Raw genomic sequence first — 22,036 nt, 5'->3', positions numbered from 1 at the left:
CAAGATCACGCAGCGTGCTCAGAGCCTAGGGCGCGGCGCACTCCGCTTCACGGAAGAGGGCAGAAGAGGGCAATAGTCGTACCGGTGTGGTGCCCCCGCGCCTCCGTGCCCCGCGCCACGGTGCCTCCGCGCCCTCGCGCCCCTCATGCCCCCTGTGCCCCCTGTGCCCCTCGCGCCCCTCACGTCCCCGCACCCCCTCCGTTCCCCTCGTGCCCGCGTTTCCCCTCGTGTCCTCCGCGCCCCGCACCGGGGCGTGCGCCGGCCCGTCCGGTGTGAGCCCGCGCACAAACCGCAGGAGAAGTGGGGTGGGAGTGGCCTGCGAGTTGATCGAGAGAGGCTGCGGAACCCCCTCCGAGCCCTGTTCCCGCAAAGGATTTGGGCGATCGGCGGGCAACCGTGTAATGTCTTCATCGCTCGCCCCAATAGCTCAGTCGGTAGAGCGTCTCCATGGTAAGGAGAAGGTCTGCGGTTCGATTCCGCATTGGGGCTCTGGTGAGAGAGGTTCCCCACCCTCGGGTGGGGAGCCGATCACATCAAAGCGGCGTAGCTCAGTCGGTAGAGCAAGCGGCTCATAATCGCTGTGTCACCGGTTCAAGTCCGGTCGCCGCTACCCACAGTAGCCGATTGCGGGGTCGGTCTCCCGATCGGCTACTCTTTTATGCGTTCATCCGTCCCATAGTCCGTCAAGGAGCACTCACGTGGCTGCCACCGACGTCCGCCCGAAGATCACGCTGGCCTGCGTGGAGTGCAAGGAGCGGAACTACATCACCAAGAAGAACCGGCGTAACAACCCGGACCGCATGGAGATGAAGAAGCACTGCCCGCGCTGCAACTCGCACACCGCGCACCGCGAGACCCGCTGACCCCAGCGAAGTCTCGAATACAGGCACCGTCATGAGGTCGTCCCCTTCATTGGGGGCGGCCTTGTGTCGTTTCCGTGCCCGTTCCCGTCTTTGTCCCTGTGTGTTTCGTGTCCCTTCAACAGGAGGTAGTGAGTCATGGCTCTCGACCAGTCCTTCGTGGGGCGGAGCTACCCGCCCACCGATCCGTACGAGGTCGGCCGGGAGAAGATCCGCGAATTCGCGGACGCGGTGGGTGACACCAATCCCGTCTACACCGACCCCGAAGCGGCCAAGGCCTACGGTCACTCCGATGTGATCGCCCCGCCGACTTTCGTGTTCGCGATCACTTTCAAGGCGGCCGGCCAGGTCGTCGCGGACCCGCAGCTGGGCCTGGACTACAGCCGCGTCGTGCACGGCGACCAGAAGTTCGCGTACTCCCGCCCGGTGCGTGCCGGTGACCGCCTGTCGGTGACCTCCACCATCGAGGCCGTGAAGTCGCTCGCGGGCAACGACATCATCGACATCCGCGGCGAGGTTCACGACGAGACCGGCGAGCACGTGGTGACGGCCTGGACGAAGCTCGTCTCCCGCGCCCCCGAGGAGGCCTGACATGGCAGCGCAGATCAAGTACGCCGACGTCGAGGTCGGCGCGGAGCTGCCCGCGGCGTCCTTCCCGGTGACGCGCGCCACGCTCGTCCAGTACGCAGGCGCCTCCGGCGACTTCAACCCGATCCACTGGAACGAGAAGTTCGCCAAGGAGGTCGGGCTGCCGGACGTGATCGCGCACGGCATGTTCACGATGGCCGAGGCGATCCGCGTAGTCACCGACTGGGCCGGCGACCCGGGCGCGGTGGTCGAGTACGGCGTGCGCTTCACCAAGCCGGTCGTCGTCCCGAACGACGGCCTGGGCGGGCTGATCGAGGTCACCGCCAAGGTCGCGGCGAAGCTGGACGACAACCGCGTACGGGTCGACCTGACGGCCATGAGCGCGGGCCAGAAGGTCCTCGGCATGTCCCGCGCGGTGGTCGCGCTGGCCTGAGCGCGGCCGGCACCTGCGTGTACGAGGGGGCGGCCCGCCCGCCCCCTCACCGCCCGCCCCCTCACCGCCTGCCCACCCTCACTGCCCGCCCCCCCTCACCGCCCGGGAGCGGCGCACAGCACCCCTTGACCAAGTTAGTGATTGAGTACTAACTTCGTTGCATGGCAAGGATGAGCGCAGAGGAGCGGCGCGAGAGCGTCATCCGGGCGGCGATGCACGAGTTCGCCCGGGGTGGGTACTACGGGACCTCCACCGAGACGATCGCCAAGCGGGTGGGAGTGTCGCAGCCGTACCTCTTCCGGCTCTTCCCCAACAAGCAGGCGATCTTCCTGGCCGCGTCGGAGCGCTGCCTGCGGGACACGCGTGAGGTGTTCGCCGCCGCCGTCGAGGGGCTGAGCGGTGAAGCGGCCGAGCGCGCCATGGCCAACGCCTACACCCGGCTGATCACGGAGGATCCCGACAAGCTCCAGATGCAGCTCCAGATGTACGTCACCGTCGCCGCCGCCGAGGCGGCCGGTGATCACGAGCTCGGCGAGCTGGTCCGCCAGGGCTGGATGGAGCTCTGGGACACGGTCCACCTGCCGCTGGGTGCGGACCCGCGGGAGACGACGACCTTCATGGCCTACGGAATGCTGATCAACACGCTGGCCGCGATGGGGTTCCCGCCCGGGCACCGGGTGTGGGAGGGGTTCTACCCGCAGGCCCGCACCACGGGCCGCCTGGAGAGGTGAAGGATGCGCGCCACCGTGCGCGCATACACATGGGCAGAAAAGTTAGTCAGCGATAACTAACAACTCGACTCGCAGGGGGAATCGTGCACGCGCAAGACGTCGACACCAGGCTCCGCGGACCCGCCGTCTGGGCTCTCGTCCTCACCGGCGTGGCCGGCTTCATGGCGGCACTCGACAACCTGGTCGTGACCACCGCCCTCCCCGCCATCCGCGCGGACCTCGGCGGCGGGCTGGAGGAGCTGGAATGGACGGTGAACGCCTACACGCTCACCTTCGCCGTCCTCCTCATGTCCGGCGCCGCCCTGGGCGACCGCTTCGGCCGCCGCCGGCTGTTCATCGCCGGCCTCGCCGTCTTCACCGGCGCCTCCGCCGCGGCCGCCCTCTCGCCCGGGATCGACGCGCTCATCGCCGCACGCGCCGTGCAGGGCGTGGGAGCCGCCGTCATGATGCCGCTCACGCTCACCCTCCTCACCGCCGCCGTCCCCGCCGCCCGGCGCGGCACGGCCCTCGGCATCTACGGTGCCGTCACCGGCCTCGCCGTCGCCAGCGGCCCCCTCATCGGCGGCAGCCTCACCGAACACATCTCCTGGCAGTGGATCTTCTGGCTCAACGTGCCCATAGGCCTGGCCCTGATCCCGCTCGCCCGGCTGCGCCTCGCCGAGTCCACCACCCCCGGCGCCCGCCTCGACATCCCCGGCACCCTGCTCATCAGCGGCGGGCTCTTCGGCATCGTCTACGGCCTGGTCAACGCCAATTCCGAGGGCTGGACCAGCACCCCCGTCCTCACCGGTCTGATCCTCGGCACCGCCCTCGTCGCGGGCTTCGTTTACCACGGCTTCACGAACGCCGACCCCATGCTCCCCATGCGGCTCTTCCGTGACCGCGGCTTTCTGGGGATCAACCTGGCCAGCCTGCTGATGTTCCTCGGCATGTTCGGTTCGATCTTCCTGCTCAGCCAGTTCCTGCAGGGCGTCGCCGGCTACTCGCCCACCGAAGCCGGCCTGCGCATGCTCCCCTGGACCGGCATGCCGATGATCGTCGCTCCGCTGGCCGGGATCCTGTCCGACCGTGTCGGCGGCCGCCCCGTCGTCGCCGCCGGCCTCGCGTTCCAGGCACTCGGCCTCGGCTGGTTCGCCGCGATCCTGAGCACGGACGTCTCGTACGCGGCCCAGCTGCCGCCGCTGATCCTCAGCGGGATCGGCATGGCCCTCTACTTCGCCCCCGCGGCCAACGTCCTGATGTCCACCGTGACCCCCGCCGACCAGGGCAAGGCCTCCGGCACGAACAACGCCCTGCGCGAGGTCGGCGGAGCCCTCGGCGTCGCCGTCCTGGCCTCGGTCTTCTCCGCCCAGGGTGGCTACGAAACCCCGCAGGCCTTCACCGACGGCACTGTCCCCGCCCTGTGGATCGGCGCCGCGGCCGTCGCCCTCGCCGCTGCGCTGGCCCTCCTGGTGCCCCGCAAGCCCAAGAACGCGCCCGTCCCCACGCCCACCGCCCCCACCGCCCCCACGTCCACCGTCCCCACATCCACCGTCCCCACGCCCCGCTCCGGGGCCGCGGACAAGGTCGTGGCCGCCGGGTGACCCCTCGGGCGACCAGCCCGGTGACCGGTACCCACTCAGACGCAGCACCCGCACGCCAGATCAGGTCCCCGCGGCTCCCGAAGCCGCGCCACGGAAGGAGAGCACGTCATGCCCGACATCCCCTGGTCCACGCCCACACCGGCCGCGCCCGGCGCCGAGGTCCACGTCATGGCCTCCCGCTTCGAGACCGCCACCCTCACCGGCGCCGTCCGGTTCTTCCTCAGGTCGCCCGGCATCATCCGCCAGATGCGCCAGGCCCCCGGTGCCCACGGCGTCGCCCTCCGGGCCCGCGTCCTGCGCCGCACCTTCCTCACCCTCTCCGCATGGGAGGACCGCGACGCGCTGTACCGCTTCGCCCGCAGCGAGCCCCACCGCTCCAGTGCCCGCGCCGCCGCCGCGTACATGAAGGAATCCGTCTTCACCGAGTGGACCGTGCCGGCCGGCGAGCTGCCCCTCGGCTGGGACGAGGCCGAGCGCCGTCTCGCCGAACAGCAGCAGGCGGACCGCTGACCCGGCCGGCACGGAGGACGAGCGAGTACGGTCCGTGGCCCCGCAGGGATGCGAGGGGCACGGACCGTACTCTTGTCCACGTGCAGGAACTCCACGACGCCCCCCTCGCCCCGCTGACCACCTTCCGCCTCGGTGGTCCCGCCGCCCGCCTGGTCACCGCGACCACCGACGCCGAGGTGATCGCCGCCGTCCGCGCCGCGGACCAGAGCGGCACCCCGCTCCTGATCATCGGCGGTGGCAGCAACCTGGTCATCGGCGACCGGGGCTTCGACGGCACCGCCCTGCGCATCGCCACCACCGGCTTCGACCTGGACGGCACCCGGCTGGAACTCGCCGCCGGCGAGAACTGGAGCGACGCCGTCGCCCGCACCGTCGAGGCCGGCCTTGCCGGCATCGAATGCCTCGCCGGTATCCCCGGCTCGGCCGGCGCCACCCCGATCCAGAACGTCGGCGCGTACGGCCAGGAGGTCTGCGACACCATCACCGAGGTCGTCGCCTACGACCGCACCACCGGCGAAACGGTCACCCTGACCGCCGCCGAGTGCGCCTTCCGGTACCGCAACAGCACCTTCAAGGACCAGCCCGACCGCTACGTCGTCCTGCGCGTCCGCTTCGCCCTGGAGGACGCCGGCGGGCTCTCGGCGCCGATCAAGTACCCCGAGACCGCCCGCGCCCTCGGCGTCGAGGCCGGCGACCGGGTCCCCGCCGCCACCGCACGGGAGACCGTCCTGCGGCTGCGCGCCGGCAAGGGCATGGTCCTCGACGCGGCCGACCACGACACCTGGTCGGCCGGCTCCTTCTTCCACAACCCGATCCTGACCGACGAGGCCTACGCCGCCTTCCTCGCCCGCGTCCAGGACCGCCTCGGCCCCGGCACCGCCCCGCCCGCCTACCCCGCCGGCGAGGGCCGTACGAAGACCAGTGCGGCCTGGCTGATCGACAAGGCCGGCTTCACCAAGGGCTACGGCACCGGCCCCGCGCGGATCTCCACCAAGCACACCCTCGCCCTCACCAACCGCGGCGAGGCCACCACCGAGGACCTCCTCACCCTGGCCCGCGAGGTCGTCGCAGGCGTCCACGCTGCCTTCGGCGTCACCCTCGTCAACGAGCCGGTGACGGTCGGCGTCAGCATCTGAGGAGCTCCGGCCGCCCATGCTCTGTCCCCGTCACGGGGCCGGTACGGACCCCACTCGGCTCGTGGGTCGCACGCTCAGCAGGGTCGTCGCGTCCTGGCACGTCAGTGACGGCGAACGCTCCGAGTCCCCCCTCGACGTCTGGCTGATCGACAGCGTCGGCGACTCCATCCGGATCACCACCGGCTCCGACCAGTGCCTCATCGTCGAGTCCGCCTCGCCCCACGCGCCCTACGACATGGGGGAGTGGGGCCGCATCGAGGTCGGCGAGGACCTCGGCGACCACCCCTTCCTGCGGCACCTCGGCGAGACCGTGTCCTCCGTCGCCGAGTTCGCCCTGCCCGAGCAGGGCCGCACCCACCTGGAGATCGGCTTCCCCGACGGCCGCCGGGTGCGCGCCGACTGCCACGAGGGAGACCTGCGGCTCACCCGGTGAGCCAGTGGTCGATCCCGGACAGCAGCTTGGCCTGTACGTCGTCCGGCGCCGCGCTGCCGCGCACCGACTGGCGGGCCAGCTCGGCGAGCTCCGCGTCCGTGAAACCGTGGTGGCGGCGGGCGATCTCGTACTGCGCCGCCAGCCGGGACCCGAACAGCAGCGGGTCGTCCGCGCCCAGCGCCATCGGCACCCCGGCCTCGAACAGCGTGCGCAGCGGGACGTCCTCCGGGCGCTCGTACACACCCAGGGCGACATTCGACGCCGGACAGACCTCGCAGGTGATCTGCCGGTCGGCCAGCCGCTTCAGCAGCCGGGGGTCCTCCGCGGCCCGTACGCCGTGCCCGATGCGGGCCGCGTGCAGATCGTCGAGGCAGTCACGCACCGAGGACGGACCGGTGAGCTCCCCGCCGTGCGGGGCCGCCAGCAGGCCGCCGTCACGGGCGATGGCGAAGGCCCGGTCGAAGTCGCGGGCCATGCCCCGGCGCTCGTCGTTGGACAGGCCGAAACCGACCACGCCCCGGTCGGCGTAGCGCACGGCGAGCCGGGCCAGGGTGCGGGCGTCGAGCGGGTGCTTCATACGGTTGGCGGCGATCAGGACCCGCATGCCGAGGCCGGTCTCGCGGGAGGCCGCGTCGACGGCGTCGAGGATGATCTCGACAGCCGGGATCATCCCGCCCAGCAGCGGGGCGTAGGAGGTGGGATCCACCTGGATCTCCAGCCAGCCGCTGCCGTCCCGTACGTCCTCCTCCGCGGCCTCGCGGACCAGGCGCTGGATGTCCTCGGGCTCGCGCAGGCAGGAGCGGGCGGCGTCGTAGAGCCGCTGGAAGCGGAACCAGCCGCGCTCGTCGGTGGCGCGCAGCTTGGGCGGCTCCCCGGCGGTCAGCGCGTCGGGGAGGCGCACGCCGTACTTGTCGGCGAGCTCCAGGAGGGTCGATGGTCGCATCGACCCGGTGAAGTGGAGGTGGAGGTGGGCCTTCGGCAGAAGCGTGAGATCGCGTACGTGCTCCATCTGGTGATCCTGCCGTACCGCTGCGCTCGGCGGGAGGGGGTTTTACCGATCGGGGGCTTGCGCGAACGGGTGAGCGGGCGCGCCGCCGCTGCGGGGGCGCTGCCCCCGGGCCCCCGCGCCTCAGACGCCGGCGGGGCCGGAAACGCCGGGCGGCGGCACCCCTCGGGGTGCCGCCGCCCAGTTCGTGCTGCGGGCCGCGTGAGGCCTAGGCCTTGGCCTCGGCCAGGAGCTTCTGGATGCGGGACACGCCCTCGACCAGGTCCTCGTCGCCCAGGGCGTACGAGAGGCGCAGGTAGCCGGGGGTGCCGAAGGCCTCGCCGGGGACGACCGCGACCTCGGCCTCGTCCAGGATCAGGGCGGCCAGCTCGACGGAGGTCTGCGGGCGCTTGCCGCGGATCTCCTTGCCGAGGAGCTCCTTGACCGACGGGTACGCGTAGAACGCGCCCTCGGGGGTCGGGCAGAGGACGCCGTCGATCTCGTTCAGCATCCTGACCATCGTCTGGCGGCGGCGGTCGAAGGCCTTGCGCATCTCGGCGACCGCGTCCAGGTCGCCCGAGACGGCGGCCAGCGCGGCGACCTGGGCCACGTTGGAGACGTTGGAGGTGGCGTGCGACTGCAGGTTCGTCGCCGCCTTGATGACGTCCTGCGGGGCGATGACCCAGCCCACGCGCCAGCCGGTCATCGCGTACGTCTTGGCGACGCCGTTCACGATGATGCACTTGTCGCGCAGGGCCGGAACCAGGACCGGCAGCGAGGTGAACTTCGCGTCGCCGTAGACCAGGTGCTCGTAGATCTCGTCCGTGAGGACCCACAGACCGTGCTCGGCCGCCCACTCGCCGATCGCCTTCGCGTCGGCCTCGCTGTAGACCGCGCCGGTCGGGTTGGAGGGGGAGACGAACAGGACGACCTTGGTGCGCTCGGTGCGCGCGGCCTCCAGCTGCTCGACGGAGACCCGGTAACCGGTGGTCTCGTCGGCGACGACCTCGACCGGGACACCGCCGGCGAGACGGATCGACTCGGGGTAGGTGGTCCAGTAGGGGGCCGGGACGATGACCTCGTCACCCGGGTCCAGGACGGCCGCGAAGGCCTCGTAGATCGCCTGCTTGCCGCCGTTGGTCACCAGGACCTGCGACGCCTCGACCTCGTAGCCGGAGTCGCGCAGCGTCTTGGCGGCGATGGCGGCCTTGAGCTCGGGCAGACCGCCGGCCGGCGTGTAGCGGTGGTACTTGGGGTTGCGGCAGGCCTCGACCGCGGCCTCGACGATGTAGTCCGGGGTCGGGAAGTCGGGCTCGCCCGCGCCGAAGCCGATCACCGGGCGTCCGGCGGCCTTGAGGGCCTTGGCCTTGGCGTCCACGGCGAGGGTGGCGGACTCGGAAATGGCGCCGATACGGGCGGACACCCGGCGCTCGGAGGAAGGCGTTGCAGAGGTCATACGGGCAATCGTCCCAGACCGCGCCGAAGCGCGGCACACCGTTTCAGTCAACGGACCGGAGCATGTCAGGCCGGGTGCTGTTCGACGTCACGGCGCAGTTCACGTACACTCACCTGTCGTTGGACCTCGCCAGCCGCTGCAAAGCGTGAGCACTCCGTGCACTCGCCCGGATGCGGTAGGTTGGGGGACGCAAAGGGTCGTAGCTCAATTGGTAGAGCACTGGTCTCCAAAACCAGCGGTTGGGGGTTCGAGTCCCTCCGGCCCTGCTCCACACTCCTTCTCGGATGTGTGTGCGCAGGTACGTACTTAGATGCAACGCCGTGCGGCGCAACCGGGCGCGGTACGGCCACGACCCGGATTCAGGTGAGAGACGTGACGGACGCCCTGGGCTCCATCGACATGCCTGACGCCGAGGACGAGACGCGCGAGAAGAAGGCCCGCAAGGGCGGCAAGCGCGGCAAGAAGGGTCCTCTGGGCCGTCTCGCGCTTTTCTACCGCCAGATTGTCGCGGAACTCCGCAAGGTTGTCTGGCCCACTCGCAACCAGCTCACGACGTACACCACCGTGGTGATTGTCTTCGTGGTCATCATGATCGGTCTGGTGACCGTGATTGACTATGGGTTCCAGGAAGCCATCAAGTTCGTCTTCGGCTGATCCCCGCGGAGGGCGGCGCCTTGATGGGTGCCGCCCGTTTTCGCATGTTCCACCACCTTTTTTCCAGGAAGAAGCAGCCACCGTGTCTGACCCGAACCTGAACGCGAGCCACGACTCCGTCGAGTCCGTCGAGGACGAGCTCGACATCGTCGAGGCGGCAGACGCTGTGGACCCCGACGAGGCCGAGCTCGCCGACGTCGAGGCGGGTGACGCCGCCGAGGAGGCCGCGCTGCACGTCTCCGACGACGAGGCGGACGAGGCCGAGGCCGACACCGAGCTCGAAGAGGCCGCCGACGACGCCGAGATCGCGGAGGAGGCCGAAGAGGCCGAGCCCGCCGAGCCGGTCGACCCGGTCCAGGCCCTGCGCGAGGAGCTGCGCCTCCTCCCGGGCGAGTGGTACGTGATCCACACCTACGCCGGCTACGAGAAGCGCGTGAAGGCCAACCTGGAGCAGCGCGCCGTCTCGCTGAACGTCGAGGAGTTCATCTACCAGGCCGAGGTGCCCGAGGAAGAGATCGTCCAGATCAAGAACGGCGAGCGCAAGAACGTCCGGCAGAACAAGCTGCCCGGTTACGTTCTCGTCCGCATGGATCTGACGAACGAGTCCTGGGGCGTCGTCCGCAACACCCCCGGCGTCACCGGCTTCGTGGGCAACGCGTACGACCCGTACCCCCTGACCCTGGACGAGATCGTCAAGATGCTCGCCCCGGAGGCGCAGGAGAAGGCCGCCAAGCAGGCCGCCGAGGAAGCCGGTCTGCCGGCTCCCGCGGTCAAGCGCACCATCGAGGTCCTGGACTTCGAGGTCGGCGACTCGGTCACCGTCACCGACGGTCCGTTCGCCACGCTCCAGGCGACCATCAACGAGATCAACCCCGACTCGAAGAAGGTCAAGGGCCTCGTCGAGATCTTCGGTCGCGAGACCCCGGTCGAGCTCAGCTTCGACCAGATCCAGAAGAACTGATCCGCACCGCGTGGATCACGGCTTCTGAGCCACAGCTTCCGGACAGGTCAGACCGCCCTTCACGGGTGGTCTGACCTGCTCGGTTTTTAGCCCCGCACTGATACCCGTTATCGTGGTGCGGTATGCCTCCATCCGGATGACCGGATCGGCGGCTGAAAACTCTCACTAGGACCCGGAGAGAGCAATGCCTCCCAAGAAGAAGAAGGTCACGGGGCTTATCAAGCTCCAGATCAAGGCCGGTGCGGCCAACCCGGCTCCGCCGGTCGGCCCCGCGCTCGGTCAGCACGGCGTCAACATCATGGAGTTCTGCAAGGCCTACAACGCCGCGACCGAGTCGCAGCGTGGCATGGTCGTGCCGGTGGAGATCACGGTCTACGAGGACCGCACCTTCACCTTCATCACCAAGACGCCGCCGGCTGCGCGCCTCATCCTGAAGCACGCGGGCATCGAGAAGGGCTCCGGCGAGCCCCACAAGACCAAGGTCGCCAAGCTCACGGCTGCCCAGGTCCGCGAGATCGCCGAGCTGAAGATGCCCGACCTGAACGCCAACGACATCGACGCCGCCGTGAAGATCATTTCCGGCACCGCGCGCTCGATGGGCGTCACGGTCGAGGGCTGATCCAGCCACCCCCAGCACCACCAGTGGTAGGACCAAGCGCTGGTCCGCACCACGACTCCATGCCTGAATCCGAAATACAGGAGCTGAAGTGAAGCGCAGCAAGACTCTCCGCGCTGCGGACGCCAAGATCGACCGGGAGAAGCAGTACGCCCCGCTCGAGGCCGTCCGTCTCGCCAAGGAGATCTCCTCGACCAAGTTCGACAGCACCGTCGAGGTCGCCTTCCGCCTGGGTGTCGACCCGCGCAAGGCCGACCAGATGGTCCGCGGCACCGTGAACCTCCCGCACGGCACCGGCAAGACCGCCCGGGTCCTGGTCTTCGCGACCGGTGACCGTGCTGCGGCCGCGGAAGCCGCCGGCGCCGACATCGTCGGCGACGACGAGCTGATTAACGAGATCGCCAAGGGCAACCGCCTGAACGAGTTCGACGCCGTGGTGTCCACCCCGGACCTTATGGGCAAGGTCGGCCGCCTCGGCCGCGTGCTCGGTCCCCGTGGCCTCATGCCGAACCCGAAGACCGGCACCGTCACGATGGACGTCGCGAAGGCTGTCACCGAGATCAAGGGTGGCAAGATCGAGTTCCGCGTCGACAAGCACTCGAACCTGCACTTCATCATCGGCAAGGTCTCCTTCTCCGATGAGCAGCTCGTCGAGAACTACGGCGCGGCCCTGGACGAGATCCTTCGTCTGAAGCCGTCCGCCGCCAAGGGCCGCTACCTGAAGAAGGCCGCCCTCAGCACCACCATGGGCCCCGGCATCCAGCTGGACCCGAACCGCACCCGGAACCTCCTCGTCGAGGAAGACCCGGCCGCGGTCTGACCCGGCCGGGCCCCACGGCTCGCCGAGTGAGTGACTGAACGGGCCCCTCGCCCCCTTCCCGGGCGGCGAGGGGCCCGTTTCCGTGTCCCGAACAGAGGGCGCGGGGGTGTGACCCCTCCCGCGCCTTTCGCCGACGCTCAGGTCGGCACACAGAACCACGCAGGGGGAGAACAGATGAACAAGGCTGTCCGGATCCGGATCCGGGGCGCTGCCGTGATCGCCGGGGGCGGGCTTCTCGTGGGGGCGCTCGCGGCCTGTGGGGGTGGGGCCGGGAAGAAGGCGCACGACCCCGCGGCGGCGGTGAAGGCGTCCTACCTGAAGACGGCGGCCGCCAAGTCCGCCACGGCGGAGATGGCCACCACCGGGAGCGACGGCAGGACCGTCCACGAGACCGGTACGAAGGCCTGGTATCCCTCCGCCCAGGACGTGGTCCTGAGGGATCGTGGCGAGGGCAAGCCCGACACCCGCTCGATCATGATGGGCGACACCGTCTACAGCCGGCTGGACCAGCCCCTCAAGGGCAAGACCTGGATGCAGATGAACCTGTCCAAGGACGGCAAGCCGGGGGTCCGGCTGAACCAGGACCCGGCGGAGTTCCTGGCGATGCTGCTCGGCCAGGAGAAGCTCACGTACGTCGGGGCCGAGAAGACCGACGGTGTCGACGCCCAGCGCTACAGGGCCGGCCTCACGGGCGCGGACCTGCTCCGGGCGGACGAGTCCACCAAGGTCATGGAGGAGAAGGACCGCCAGTACCTCCGCGAGGCCGTGAAGCACATCACGGCCCTGGAGCTGGACCTGTGGATCGGCGCCGACGGCTACCCGGTCCGTGTCGACAGCTCCAGCACGGACGACAAGGGCACGACGAAGACCACGGGGAAGTTCTCCGGCTTCGGCAAGCCGGCCCCCGTTCAGCCCCCGCCGGCGGACCAGGTCGTCGCCTTCGACGACGTCATGAAGGGCGTCGACGCCGACCTCGAACAGGTCGACAAGGACCTCGACCAGGCCGACAAGGACCTGGAGGAAGCCGACAGGAAGCTCCGCGAAGCCGGGTTCCCGGGGCTGCGCAGCTGACCGATTTGCCTCGACCGGAACCCTTCACGTAGTCTTCCCCGGAAGCCAAAGACCGCTGGTCGTTGCTGTGCCCGACAGGGTGCGGTGGCCGAAGGATCCGCTTACTGCGGACGACCCGCGCAGGTGACTGTGGAATGTTCCCGGAATTCGTTCCGGTCGAGCTACGCCCTGGCGCCTGCGCCGGGGCGTTTTGTATGTCAGCCCCTTCTGAGCGGTCCTCATCACCCGGAAGGAGGCGAACGCACCATGCCGACGCCCAACAAGGCTGCATCGGTGGCCGAGCTCACGGACGCGTTCCAGAGCTCGAACGCCGCCGTGCTGACCGAGTACCGGGGTCTCACCGTCGCGCAGCTCAAGACGCTGCGTCGCTCCCTCGGTGAGAACGCCCAGTACGCCGTGGTGAAGAACACGCTGACCAAGATTGCGGCCAACCAGGCCGGGATCACCGCGCTGGACGAGCACTTCGCTGGTCCGACCGCGGTCGCCTTCATCACCGGTGACCCGGTGGAGTCGGCGAAGGCTCTGCGTGACTTCGCCAAGGAGAACCCGAACCTCATCATCAAGGCCGGTGTCCTTGACGGTAAGGCTCTCTCCGCCGACGACATCAAGAAGCTTGCGGACCTCGAGTCCCGCGAGGTTCTGCTCAGCAAGCTGGCCGGCGCGTTCAAGGGCAAGCAGTCCCAGGCTGCCTCGCTCTTCCAGGCGCTGCCGTCGAAGTTCGTCCGCACCGCGGAAGCGCTTCGCGTCAAGCTCGCCGAGCAGGGCGGTGCCGAGTAATTCGGCTCGCGCATTGATCCGCGCCGCCTAGTGCGCGGGTCGTAGCGGGCCGTTACGCCCGCCTCTATAGACACATCGGCACCTGCCGAATTAGTGGAAGGATCGCCCATCATGGCGAAGCTCTCTCAGGACGACCTCCTCGCCCAGTTCGAGGAGATGACCCTCATCGAGCTCTCCGAGTTCGTGAAGGCCTTCGAGGAGAAGTTCGACGTCACCGCCGCCGCGGCCGTCGCCGTTGCCGGTCCGGCCGGCCCGGGTGCCGCTGCCGAGGTCGTCGAGGAGAAGGACGAGTTCGACGTCATCCTCGCGGGCGCCGGCGACAAGAAGATCCAGGTCATCAAGGTCGTGCGTGAGCTGACCTCCCTGGGCCTGAAGGAGGCCAAGGACCTCGTCGACGGTGCGCCGAAGCCCGTCCTCGAGAAGGTCAACAAGGAGGCCGCTGACAAGGCCGCCGAGGCCCTCAAGGGTGCCGGTGCCTCCGTCGAGGTCAAGTAACACCTCTGAGGCCGTCTGACGGCCTCTCCGAGGGGCGATCACCCGTAAGGGTGGTCGCCCTTTGGCGTATGCGCAGTGCCTGACTTGCCCTGGTCTCGTTGGGGAGTAGGGTGATCATCGTTGCCCCGACGCAGGGTCCGGAGATGATCCGCTCGGAGCAGGGGGCCTTGACGAACGGGTCGCGGCGCGCAATTCTCAGACCCGTCGGGAGGTCGGCCCGCCTCGATCCGAGATCCGAGGCATGGATCGACTACGAAGAGGGCAGTACTGATACGCGCTCTGTACACGAGAGCCGCAGCGTTGGACGCAGGGTTGAACGACATGGGGAAGGCCTGTTGCCGGTTTCCGGAAACGCGGTCTGGACATCAGTGAGCCAAGTGGCTACACTGACCCTTTGCGCTGCCTGTTAGCTGTCCCCTGCCCGTCGCCAGGGACATGCCCACGCTTGAGCACACTTGATTGATCCACCCTGACCTGGTGTTTTGGCCGGAATCGGGGGGCGTCGTCTTCTGTGTCTGCTGGGACCGGTACGCGCGTAGTGAGTCCGAGCCCTCGGAAGGACCCCCTCTTGGCCGCCTCGCGCAACGCCTCGACCAATACGAACAACGGTGCCAGCACCGCCCCGCTGCGCATCTCCTTTGCAAAGATCAAGGAGCCCCTCGAGGTTCCGAACCTCCTGGCGCTGCAGACCGAGAGCTTTGACTGGCTGCTCGGCAATGCCGCCTGGAAGTCTCGCGTCGAGTCGGCGCTCGAGAGTGGACAGGACGTCCCCACCAAGTCCGGTCTGGAAGAGATCTTCGAGGAGATCTCGCCGATCGAGGACTTCTCCGGGTCGATGTCGCTGACCTTCCGCGACCACCGTTTCGAGCCGGCGAAGAACTCCGTCGACGAGTGCAAGGAGCGCGACTTCACGTACGCGGCTCCGCTGTTCGTCACGGCCGAGTTCACGAACAACGAGACCGGAGAGATCAAGTCTCAGACGGTCTTCATGGGCGACTTCCCGCTCATGACCAACAAGGGCACCTTCGTCATCAACGGCACCGAGCGTGTCGTGGTGTCGCAGCTCGTCCGTTCCCCCGGTGTCTACTTCGACTCCTCCATCGACAAGACGTCCGACAAGGACATCTTCTCCGCCAAGATCATCCCCTCCCGGGGTGCCTGGCTGGAGATGGAGATCGACAAGCGCGACATGGTCGGCGTCCGCATCGACCGCAAGCGCAAGCAGTCCGTCACCGTCCTCCTGAAGGCTCTCGGCTGGACCACCGAGCAGATCCTCGAGGAGTTCGGCGAGTACGAGTCCATGCGCGCCACCCTGGAGAAGGACCACACCCAGGGTCAGGACGACGCGCTGCTCGACATCTACCGCAAGCTGCGCCCGGGTGAGCCGCCGACCCGTGAGGCCGCTCAGACGCTGCTCGAGAACCTCTACTTCAACCCCAAGCGCTACGACCTCGCCAAGGTCGGCCGCTACAAGGTGAACAAGAAGCTCGGCGCCGACGAGCCGCTCGACGCCGGTGTGCTCACCACCGACGACGTCATCGCCACGATCAAGTACCTGGTCAAGCTGCACGCCGGCGAGACCGAGACGATCGGTGAGTCCGGCCGTTCGATCGTCGTCGAGACCGACGACATCGACCACTTCGGCAACCGTCGTCTGCGCAACGTCGGCGAGCTCATCCAGAACCAGGTCCGCACGGGTCTGGCTCGTATGGAGCGCGTCGTGCGCGAGCGCATGACCACCCAGGACGTCGAGGCGATCACGCCGCAGACCCTGATCAACATCCGGCCGGTCGTCGCCTCCATCAAGGAGTTCTTCGGCACCAGCCAGCTGTCTCAGTTCATGGACCAGAACAACCCGCTCTCGGGCCTGACCCACAAGCGCCGCCTGTCGGCGCTGGGCCCCGGCGGTCTGTCCCGTGAGCGGGCCGGCTTCGAGGTCCGTGACGTGCACCCGTCGCACTACGGCCGCATGTGCCCGATCGAGACGCCCGAAGGCCCGAACATCGGTCTGATCGGCTCGCTCGCGTCCTACGGCCGCGTCAACGCGTTCGGTTTCGTCGAGACCCCGTACCGCAAGGTCATCGACGGTGTCGTCACCGACGAGGTCGACTACCTGACGGCCGACGAGGAAGACCGCTTCGTCATCGCGCAGGCCAACGCGGCCCTGTCCGAGGACATGCGCTTCACGGAGAACCGCGTCCTGGTCCGCCGTCGTGGCGGCGAGATCGACTACATCGCCGGCGGCGACGTCGACTACATGGACGTCTCCCCGCGCCAGATGGTGTCCGTCGCGACCGCGATGATCCCCTTCCTCGAGCACGACGACGCCAACCGTGCCCTCATGGGCGCGAACATGATGCGCCAGGCCGTTCCGCTCATCAAGGCGGAGGCCCCGCTCGTCGGCACCGGCATGGAGTACCGCTGTGCGGTCGACGCCGGTGACTCGATCCGCGCGGAGAAGGACGGTGTCGTCCAGGAGGTCTCGGCCGACTACATCACCGTCGCCAACGACGACGGCACGTACACCACGTACCGCGTCGCCAAGTTCTCCCGGTCGAACCAGGGCACCTCGGTCAACCAGAAGGTCATCGTCAACGAGGGTGACCGAATCGTCGAGTCCCAGGTCCTCGCCGACGGACCGGCGACCGAAGAGGGCGAGATGGCCCTCGGCAAGAACCTGCTCGTCGCGTTCATGCCGTGGGAAGGCCACAACTACGAGGACGCGATCATCCTGTCGCAGCGCCTCGTGCAGGACGACGTCCTCTCCTCGATCCACATCGAGGAGCACGAGGTCGACGCCCGTGACACCAAGCTCGGCCCCGAGGAGATCACCCGGGACATCCCGAACGTCTCCGAGGAGGTCCTCGCGGACCTCGACGAGCGTGGCATCATCCGCATCGGTGCGGACGTCGTCGCCGGCGACATCCTGGTCGGCAAGGTCACGCCCAAGGGTGAGACCGAGCTGACCCCGGAGGAGCGTCTGCTCCGCGCGATCTTCGGTGAGAAGGCCCGCGAGGTGCGTGACACCTCGCTCAAGGTCCCCCACGGTGAGATCGGCAAGGTCATCGGTGTCCGCGTCTTCGACCGCGAGGAGGGCGACGAGCTTCCCCCGGGCGTGAACCAGCTGGTCCGCGTCTACGTCGCCCAGAAGCGCAAGATCACCGACGGTGACAAGCTCGCCGGCCGTCACGGCAACAAGGGTGTCATCTCCAAGATCCTCCCGATCGAGGACATGCCGTTCCTGGAGGACGGCACCCCGGTCGACATCATCCTGAACCCGCTGGGTGTCCCGTCCCGAATGAACCCGGGACAGGTCCTGGAGATCCACCTCGGCTGGCTCGCCAGCCGCGGCTGGGACGTCTCCGGTCTGGGTGAGGAGTGGGCCGAGCGACTGAAGGCCATCGGCGCCGACCGCGTCGAGCCCGGCACCAACGTCGCCACCCCCGTGTTCGACGGCGCCCGCGAGGACGAGCTCGCCGGCCTGTTCGAGCACACCATCCCGAACCGCGACGGTGACCGCCTGGTCCTCCCGTCCGGCAAGGCGCGCCTGTTCGACGGCCGCTCCGGTGAGCCGTTCCCGGACCCGATCTCGGTCGGGTACATGTACATCCTCAAGCTCCACCACCTGGTCGACGACAAGCTCCACGCCCGTTCGACCGGTCCGTACTCGATGATCACGCAGCAGCCGCTGGGTGGTAAGGCACAGTTCGGTGGCCAGCGATTCGGTGAGATGGAGGTGTGGGCGCTTGAGGCGTACGGCGCCGCCTACGCCCTCCAGGAGCTGCTGACCATCAAGTCCGACGACGTCACCGGCCGCGTGAAGGTCTACGAGGCCATCGTCAAGGGCGAGAACATCCCCGAGCCGGGCATTCCCGAGTCCTTCAAGGTGCTCATCAAGGAAATGCAGTCGCTCTGCCTCAACGTGGAGGTGCTGTCCTCGGACGGCATGTCCATCGAGATGCGCGACACCGACGAGGACGTCTTCCGCGCGGCGGAGGAGCTCGGTATCGACCTGTCCCGGCGCGAGCCGAGCAGCGTCGAAGAGGTCTGACGGGCCTGACGGGGGGCTCACACCCTGAGCCCCCCGTCATCCCCGGGACCGTTCAGACCACTGATCAAGAGACACGACCCCGAAAGAGGGATTGACGCACAGTGCTCGACGTCAACTTCTTCGACGAGCTGCGGATCGGCCTTGCCACCGCGGACGACATCCGAACCTGGTCGCACGGCGAGGTCAAGAAGCCGGAGACCATCAACTACCGCACCCTCAAGCCCGAGAAGGACGGACTCTTCTGCGAGAAGATCTTCGGTCCGACCCGGGACTGGGAGTGCTACTGCGGCAAGTACAAGCGTGTCCGCTTCAAGGGCATCATCTGTGAGCGCTGTGGCGTCGAGGTCACGCGCGCCAAGGTGCGCCGTGAGCGCATGGGCCACATCGAGCTTGCCGCTCCCGTCACCCACATCTGGTACTTCAAGGGCGTCCCGTCGCGCCTGGGCTACCTGCTGGACCTCGCGCCGAAGGACCTCGAGAAGGTCATCTACTTCGCCGCGTACATGATCACGTTCGTCGACGACGAGCGCCGTCAGCGCGACCTGCCGTCGCTGGAGGCCCACGTCTCCGTCGAGCGCCAGCAGATCGAGAACCGCCGCGACGCCGACCTCGAAGGCCGTGCCAAGAAGCTCGAGTCCGACCTGGCCGAGCTGGAGGCCGAGGGCGCCAAGGCCGACGTGCGCCGCAAGGTGCGCGAAGGCGCCGAGCGCGAGATGAAGCAGCTCCGTGACCGCGCCCAGCGCGAGATCGACCGCCTCGACGAGGTGTGGGCCCGCTTCAAGAACCTCAAGGTCCAGGACCTGGAGGGCGACGAGCTGCTCTACCGCGAGCTGCGTGACCGCTTCGGCACGTACTTCGACGGCTGCATGGGCGCCGCCGCGCTGCAGAAGCGCCTGGAGTCCTTCGACCTCGAGGAGGAGGCCGAGCGCCTCCGCGAGATCATCCGTACCGGCAAGGGCCAGAAGAAGACCCGTGCGCTCAAGCGCCTCAAGGTCGTCTCCGCGTTCCTGCAGACCAGCAACAAGCCCAAGGGCATGGTTCTGGACTGCGTCCCGGTCATCCCGCCGGACCTCCGTCCGATGGTGCAGCTCGACGGTGGCCGCTTCGCGACCTCCGACCTGAACGACCTGTACCGCCGCGTGATCAACCGCAACAACCGCCTGAAGCGCCTTCTCGACCTCGGTGCCCCCGAGATCATCGTGAACAACGAGAAGCGCATGCTCCAGGAGGCCGTGGACGCCCTCTTCGACAACGGTCGTCGCGGCCGCCCGGTGACGGGCCCCGGCAACCGTCCGCTGAAGTCCCTCAGCGACATGCTGAAGGGCAAGCAGGGTCGATTCCGTCAGAACCTTCTCGGTAAGCGTGTGGACTACTCCGCGCGTTCCGTGATCGTCGTCGGCCCGCAGCTCAAGCTGCACCAGTGCGGTCTGCCCAAGGCCATGGCGCTGGAGCTCTTCAAGCCGTTCGTGATGAAGCGCCTGGTCGACCTGAACCACGCGCAGAACATCAAGAGCGCGAAGCGCATGGTCGAGCGCGGCCGCACGGTCGTGTACGACGTGCTCGAAGAGGTCATCGCCGAGCACCCGGTTCTCCTGAACCGTGCGCCCACGCTGCACCGTCTCGGCATCCAGGCCTTCGAGCCCCAGCTGGTCGAAGGCAAGGCCATCCAGATCCACCCGCTCGTCTGCACCGCGTTCAACGCGGACTTCGACGGTGACCAGATGGCCGTGCACCTGCCGCTCTCCGCGGAGGCGCAGGCCGAGGCCCGCATCCTGATGCTGTCCTCGAACAACATCCTCAAGCCGGCCGACGGCCGTCCGGTCACGATGCCGACCCAGGACATGGTCCTCGGTCTGTTCTTCCTGACCACCGACGGTGAACTCCGTGACACCAAGGGCGAGGGCCGCGCGTTCGGCTCCACGGCCGAGGCGACCATGGCGTTCGACGCCGGCGAGCTCGCGCTGCAGTCGTCCGTCGACATCCGCTTCCCGGTGGGCACCATCCCGCCGCGCGGCTGGGTGCCGCCGGTCGCCGAGGAGGGCGAGCAGGAGTTCCAGCCGGGCGACAGCTTCCGCCTGCGCACCACCCTGGGCCGCGCGCTCTTCAACGAGCTGCTGCCCGAGGACTACCCGTTCGTCGACTACTCGGTGGGCAAGAAGCAGCTCTCCGAGATCGTCAACGACCTGGCGGAGCGCTACCCCAAGGTCATCGTGGCGGCGACGCTCGACAACCTGAAGGCGGCCGGCTTCCACTGGGCGACCCGTTCGGGCGTCACCGTGGCCATCTCCGACGTCGTCGTGCCCGAGGCCAAGAAGGCCATCGTCGCGGGCTACGAGGCGCAGGACGAGAAGGTCCAGAAGCAGTACGAGCGCGGTCTGATCACCAAGGACGAGCGCACGCAGGAGCTCATCGCGATCTGGACCAAGGCGACCAACGAGGTTGCCGAGGCGATGAACGCGAACTTCCCCAAGACGAACCCCATCTTCATGATGGTTGACTCGGGTGCCCGAGGAAACATGATGCAGATGCGACAGATCGCCGGTATGCGTGGTCTGGTGTCGAACGCGAAGAACGAGACCATCCCGCGTCCGATCAAGGCGTCCTTCCGTGAGGGCCTCACCGTTCTGGAGTACTTCATCTCCACGCACGGTGCCCGTAAGGGTCTGGCGGACACCGCCCTGCGTACCGCCGACTCGGGTTACCTGACCCGTCGTCTGGTGGACGTCTCGCAGGACGTGATCATCCGCGAGGAGGACTGCGGCACCGAGCGCGGCCTGAAGCTGAAGATCGCCGTCCGCGGCGAGGACGGCGTGCTGCGCAAGGCCGACGACGTCGAGACCTCGATCTACGCCCGCATGCTGGCCGAGGACGTCGTCATCGACGGCAAGGTCATCGCGCCGGCCAACGTCGACCTCGGTGACGTCCTCATCGACGCCCTGGTCGCCAACGGCGTCGAGGAGGTCAAGACCCGCTCGGTCCTGACCTGTGAGTCCGCGGTCGGCACCTGTGCCTTCTGCTACGGACGCTCGCTGGCCACCGGCAAGCTGGTCGACATCGGTGAGGCGGTCGGCATCATCGCCGCCCAGTCCATCGGTGAGCCCGGTACCCAGCTGACGATGCGTACCTTCCACACCGGTGGTGTGGCCGGTGACGACATCACGCAGGGTCTGCCGCGTGTCGTCGAGCTCTTCGAGGCCCGTACCCCGAAGGGTGTCGCCCCGATCTCCGAGGCCGCCGGCCGCGTGCGGATCGAGGAGACCGAGAAGACGAAGAAGATCGTCATCACGCCCGACGACGGCAGCGACGAGACGGCGTTCCCGATCTCCAAGCGCGCCAAGGTCATCGTGCACGAGGGCGACCACGTCGAGGTGGGCCAGAAGCTCACCATGGGTGCCACCAACCCGCACGACGTGCTGCGCATCCTCGGCCAGCGTGCCGTCCAGGTCCACCTGGTCGGCGAGGTCCAGAAGGTCTACAACTCGCAGGGCGTGTCGATCCACGACAAGCACATCGAGATCATCATCCGGCAGATGCTGCGCCGCGTGACGATCATCGAGTCCGGCGACGCGGAGCTCCTGCCGGGCGAGCTGGTCGAGCGGTCGAAGTTCGAGACCGAGAACCGTCGCGTGGTCACCGAGGGCGGTCACCCCGCCTCCGGCCGTCCGCAGCTGATGGGTATCACCAAGGCCTCGCTCGCGACCGAGTCGTGGCTGTCGGCGGCGTCCTTCCAGGAGACGACCAGGGTCCTGACGGACGCGGCGATCAACGCCAAGTCCGACTCCCTGATCGGCCTCAAGGAGAACGTCATCATCGGTAAGCTCATCCCGGCCGGTACGGGCCTCGCCCGCTACCGCAACATCCGGGTGGAGCCCACCG

19 protein-coding genes and 3 tRNA genes are annotated in these 22,036 nt (G+C 68.2%); 20 read left to right on the top strand and 2 right to left on the bottom strand.

Features of this window, described 5'->3' with window-relative positions; all coding sequences use genetic code 11:
- Positions 1 to 416: 416 nt before the first annotated feature.
- The 10 genes from AAT21_RS25565 to AAT21_RS25520 all read left to right on the top strand — a co-directional run bounded on the left by AAT21_RS25565 (position 417) and on the right by AAT21_RS25520 (position 6,274).
- A tRNA-Thr gene (locus AAT21_RS25565) sits at positions 417 to 489 on the top strand.
- Between the two features lie 48 nt (positions 490 to 537).
- Positions 538 to 610, top strand: a tRNA-Met gene (locus tag AAT21_RS25560).
- A gap of 88 nt (positions 611 to 698) precedes the next feature.
- Positions 699 to 863 (top strand): 50S ribosomal protein L33, encoded by a 165-nt coding sequence (rpmG, locus tag AAT21_RS25555; RefSeq protein ID WP_007265873.1) that lies wholly within the window; start codon positions 699 to 701, stop codon positions 861 to 863.
- A gap of 135 nt (positions 864 to 998) precedes the next feature.
- The gene (locus tag AAT21_RS25550; RefSeq protein WP_046779263.1) at positions 999 to 1,451 is read left to right on the top strand and encodes a MaoC family dehydratase N-terminal domain-containing protein; all 453 of its coding nucleotides are present in this window, start codon (positions 999 to 1,001) and stop codon (positions 1,449 to 1,451) included.
- A gap of 1 nt (position 1,452) precedes the next feature.
- Complete coding sequence (locus AAT21_RS25545; protein WP_046779262.1) at positions 1,453 to 1,881, top strand: MaoC family dehydratase; 429 nt, start codon at positions 1,453 to 1,455, stop codon at positions 1,879 to 1,881.
- Between the two features lie 161 nt (positions 1,882 to 2,042).
- Positions 2,043 to 2,612, top strand: a complete 570-nt coding sequence (locus AAT21_RS25540) for a TetR/AcrR family transcriptional regulator (RefSeq protein WP_046779261.1) — start codon at positions 2,043 to 2,045, stop codon at positions 2,610 to 2,612.
- Between the two features lie 161 nt (positions 2,613 to 2,773).
- Positions 2,774 to 4,195: an MFS transporter gene (locus AAT21_RS25535; protein ID WP_079025971.1), complete on the top strand. Its 1,422-nt coding sequence runs from the start codon at positions 2,774 to 2,776 to the stop codon at positions 4,193 to 4,195.
- A 108-nt stretch (positions 4,196 to 4,303) separates the two neighbouring features.
- Positions 4,304 to 4,705 carry a DUF3291 domain-containing protein gene (locus AAT21_RS25530; protein ID WP_046779259.1) on the top strand — a complete coding sequence of 134 codons (402 nt, stop codon included), beginning with the start codon at positions 4,304 to 4,306 and terminating at the stop codon, positions 4,703 to 4,705.
- On the top strand, positions 4,702 to 5,841 hold the full coding sequence (locus AAT21_RS25525; RefSeq protein ID WP_268768204.1) for a UDP-N-acetylmuramate dehydrogenase: 1,140 nt from the start codon (positions 4,702 to 4,704) through the stop codon (positions 5,839 to 5,841). Before AAT21_RS25530 ends, AAT21_RS25525 begins: the two co-directional genes overlap by 4 nt.
- Before the next feature lie 61 nt (positions 5,842 to 5,902).
- Positions 5,903 to 6,274 (top strand): hypothetical protein, encoded by a 372-nt coding sequence (locus tag AAT21_RS25520; protein WP_235439221.1) that lies wholly within the window; start codon positions 5,903 to 5,905, stop codon positions 6,272 to 6,274.
- On the opposite strand, the gene AAT21_RS25515 is transcribed toward AAT21_RS25520, so the two are convergent.
- Together AAT21_RS25515 and AAT21_RS25510 are read right to left on the bottom strand one after the other, a co-directional pair.
- Positions 6,264 to 7,283, bottom strand: coding sequence for an adenosine deaminase (locus AAT21_RS25515; RefSeq protein WP_046779256.1), 1,020 nt, complete (start codon positions 7,281 to 7,283; stop codon positions 6,264 to 6,266). The two genes, AAT21_RS25520 and AAT21_RS25515, sit on opposite strands and share 11 nt — an antisense overlap.
- Positions 7,284 to 7,488: 205 nt before the next feature.
- Entirely contained in the window at positions 7,489 to 8,715 is a 1,227-nt protein-coding gene (locus tag AAT21_RS25510) for a pyridoxal phosphate-dependent aminotransferase (RefSeq protein ID WP_046779255.1), read from the bottom strand.
- A gap of 193 nt (positions 8,716 to 8,908) precedes the next feature.
- Here AAT21_RS25510 and AAT21_RS25505 point away from each other — a divergent pair.
- The 10 genes from AAT21_RS25505 to AAT21_RS25460 form a co-directional block, all read left to right on the top strand.
- Positions 8,909 to 8,981 (top strand) — tRNA-Trp (locus AAT21_RS25505).
- A 106-nt stretch (positions 8,982 to 9,087) separates the two neighbouring features.
- Positions 9,088 to 9,369, top strand: coding sequence for a preprotein translocase subunit SecE (gene secE / locus AAT21_RS25500; protein ID WP_030825982.1), 282 nt, complete (start codon positions 9,088 to 9,090; stop codon positions 9,367 to 9,369).
- An 82-nt stretch (positions 9,370 to 9,451) separates the two neighbouring features.
- Positions 9,452 to 10,330, top strand: coding sequence for a transcription termination/antitermination protein NusG (gene nusG / locus AAT21_RS25495; protein ID WP_046779254.1), 879 nt, complete (start codon positions 9,452 to 9,454; stop codon positions 10,328 to 10,330).
- Between the two features lie 184 nt (positions 10,331 to 10,514).
- The gene (gene rplK / locus AAT21_RS25490; protein WP_030773771.1) at positions 10,515 to 10,949 is read left to right on the top strand and encodes a 50S ribosomal protein L11; all 435 of its coding nucleotides are present in this window, start codon (positions 10,515 to 10,517) and stop codon (positions 10,947 to 10,949) included.
- Between the two features lie 88 nt (positions 10,950 to 11,037).
- Positions 11,038 to 11,766: a 50S ribosomal protein L1 gene (gene rplA, locus AAT21_RS25485; protein ID WP_030773774.1), complete on the top strand. Its 729-nt coding sequence runs from the start codon at positions 11,038 to 11,040 to the stop codon at positions 11,764 to 11,766.
- 174 nt (positions 11,767 to 11,940) lie between these two features.
- On the top strand, positions 11,941 to 12,837 hold the full coding sequence (locus AAT21_RS25480) for a hypothetical protein (protein WP_046779253.1): 897 nt from the start codon (positions 11,941 to 11,943) through the stop codon (positions 12,835 to 12,837).
- Between the two features lie 246 nt (positions 12,838 to 13,083).
- Positions 13,084 to 13,614 (top strand): 50S ribosomal protein L10, encoded by a 531-nt coding sequence (rplJ, locus tag AAT21_RS25475; protein ID WP_030026650.1) that lies wholly within the window; start codon positions 13,084 to 13,086, stop codon positions 13,612 to 13,614.
- Positions 13,615 to 13,725: 111 nt separating this feature from the next.
- A complete protein-coding gene (gene rplL / locus AAT21_RS25470; RefSeq protein WP_046779252.1) occupies positions 13,726 to 14,109 on the top strand; it encodes a 50S ribosomal protein L7/L12 in 384 nt (127 codons plus the stop codon).
- A 568-nt stretch (positions 14,110 to 14,677) separates the two neighbouring features.
- Complete coding sequence (rpoB, locus tag AAT21_RS25465) at positions 14,678 to 18,160, top strand: DNA-directed RNA polymerase subunit beta (protein ID WP_030026653.1); 3,483 nt, start codon at positions 14,678 to 14,680, stop codon at positions 18,158 to 18,160.
- A gap of 101 nt (positions 18,161 to 18,261) precedes the next feature.
- A partial coding sequence (locus AAT21_RS25460) for a DNA-directed RNA polymerase subunit beta' (RefSeq protein ID WP_046779251.1) occupies positions 18,262 to 22,036 on the top strand: 3,775 nt, incomplete at its 3' end.

Source organism: Streptomyces yangpuensis, assembly GCF_001005295.1.
In the GTDB taxonomy this organism is placed as follows: domain Bacteria; phylum Actinomycetota; class Actinomycetes; order Streptomycetales; family Streptomycetaceae; genus Streptomyces; species Streptomyces yangpuensis.
This window is presented reverse-complemented; position numbering and strand designations above follow the sequence as displayed.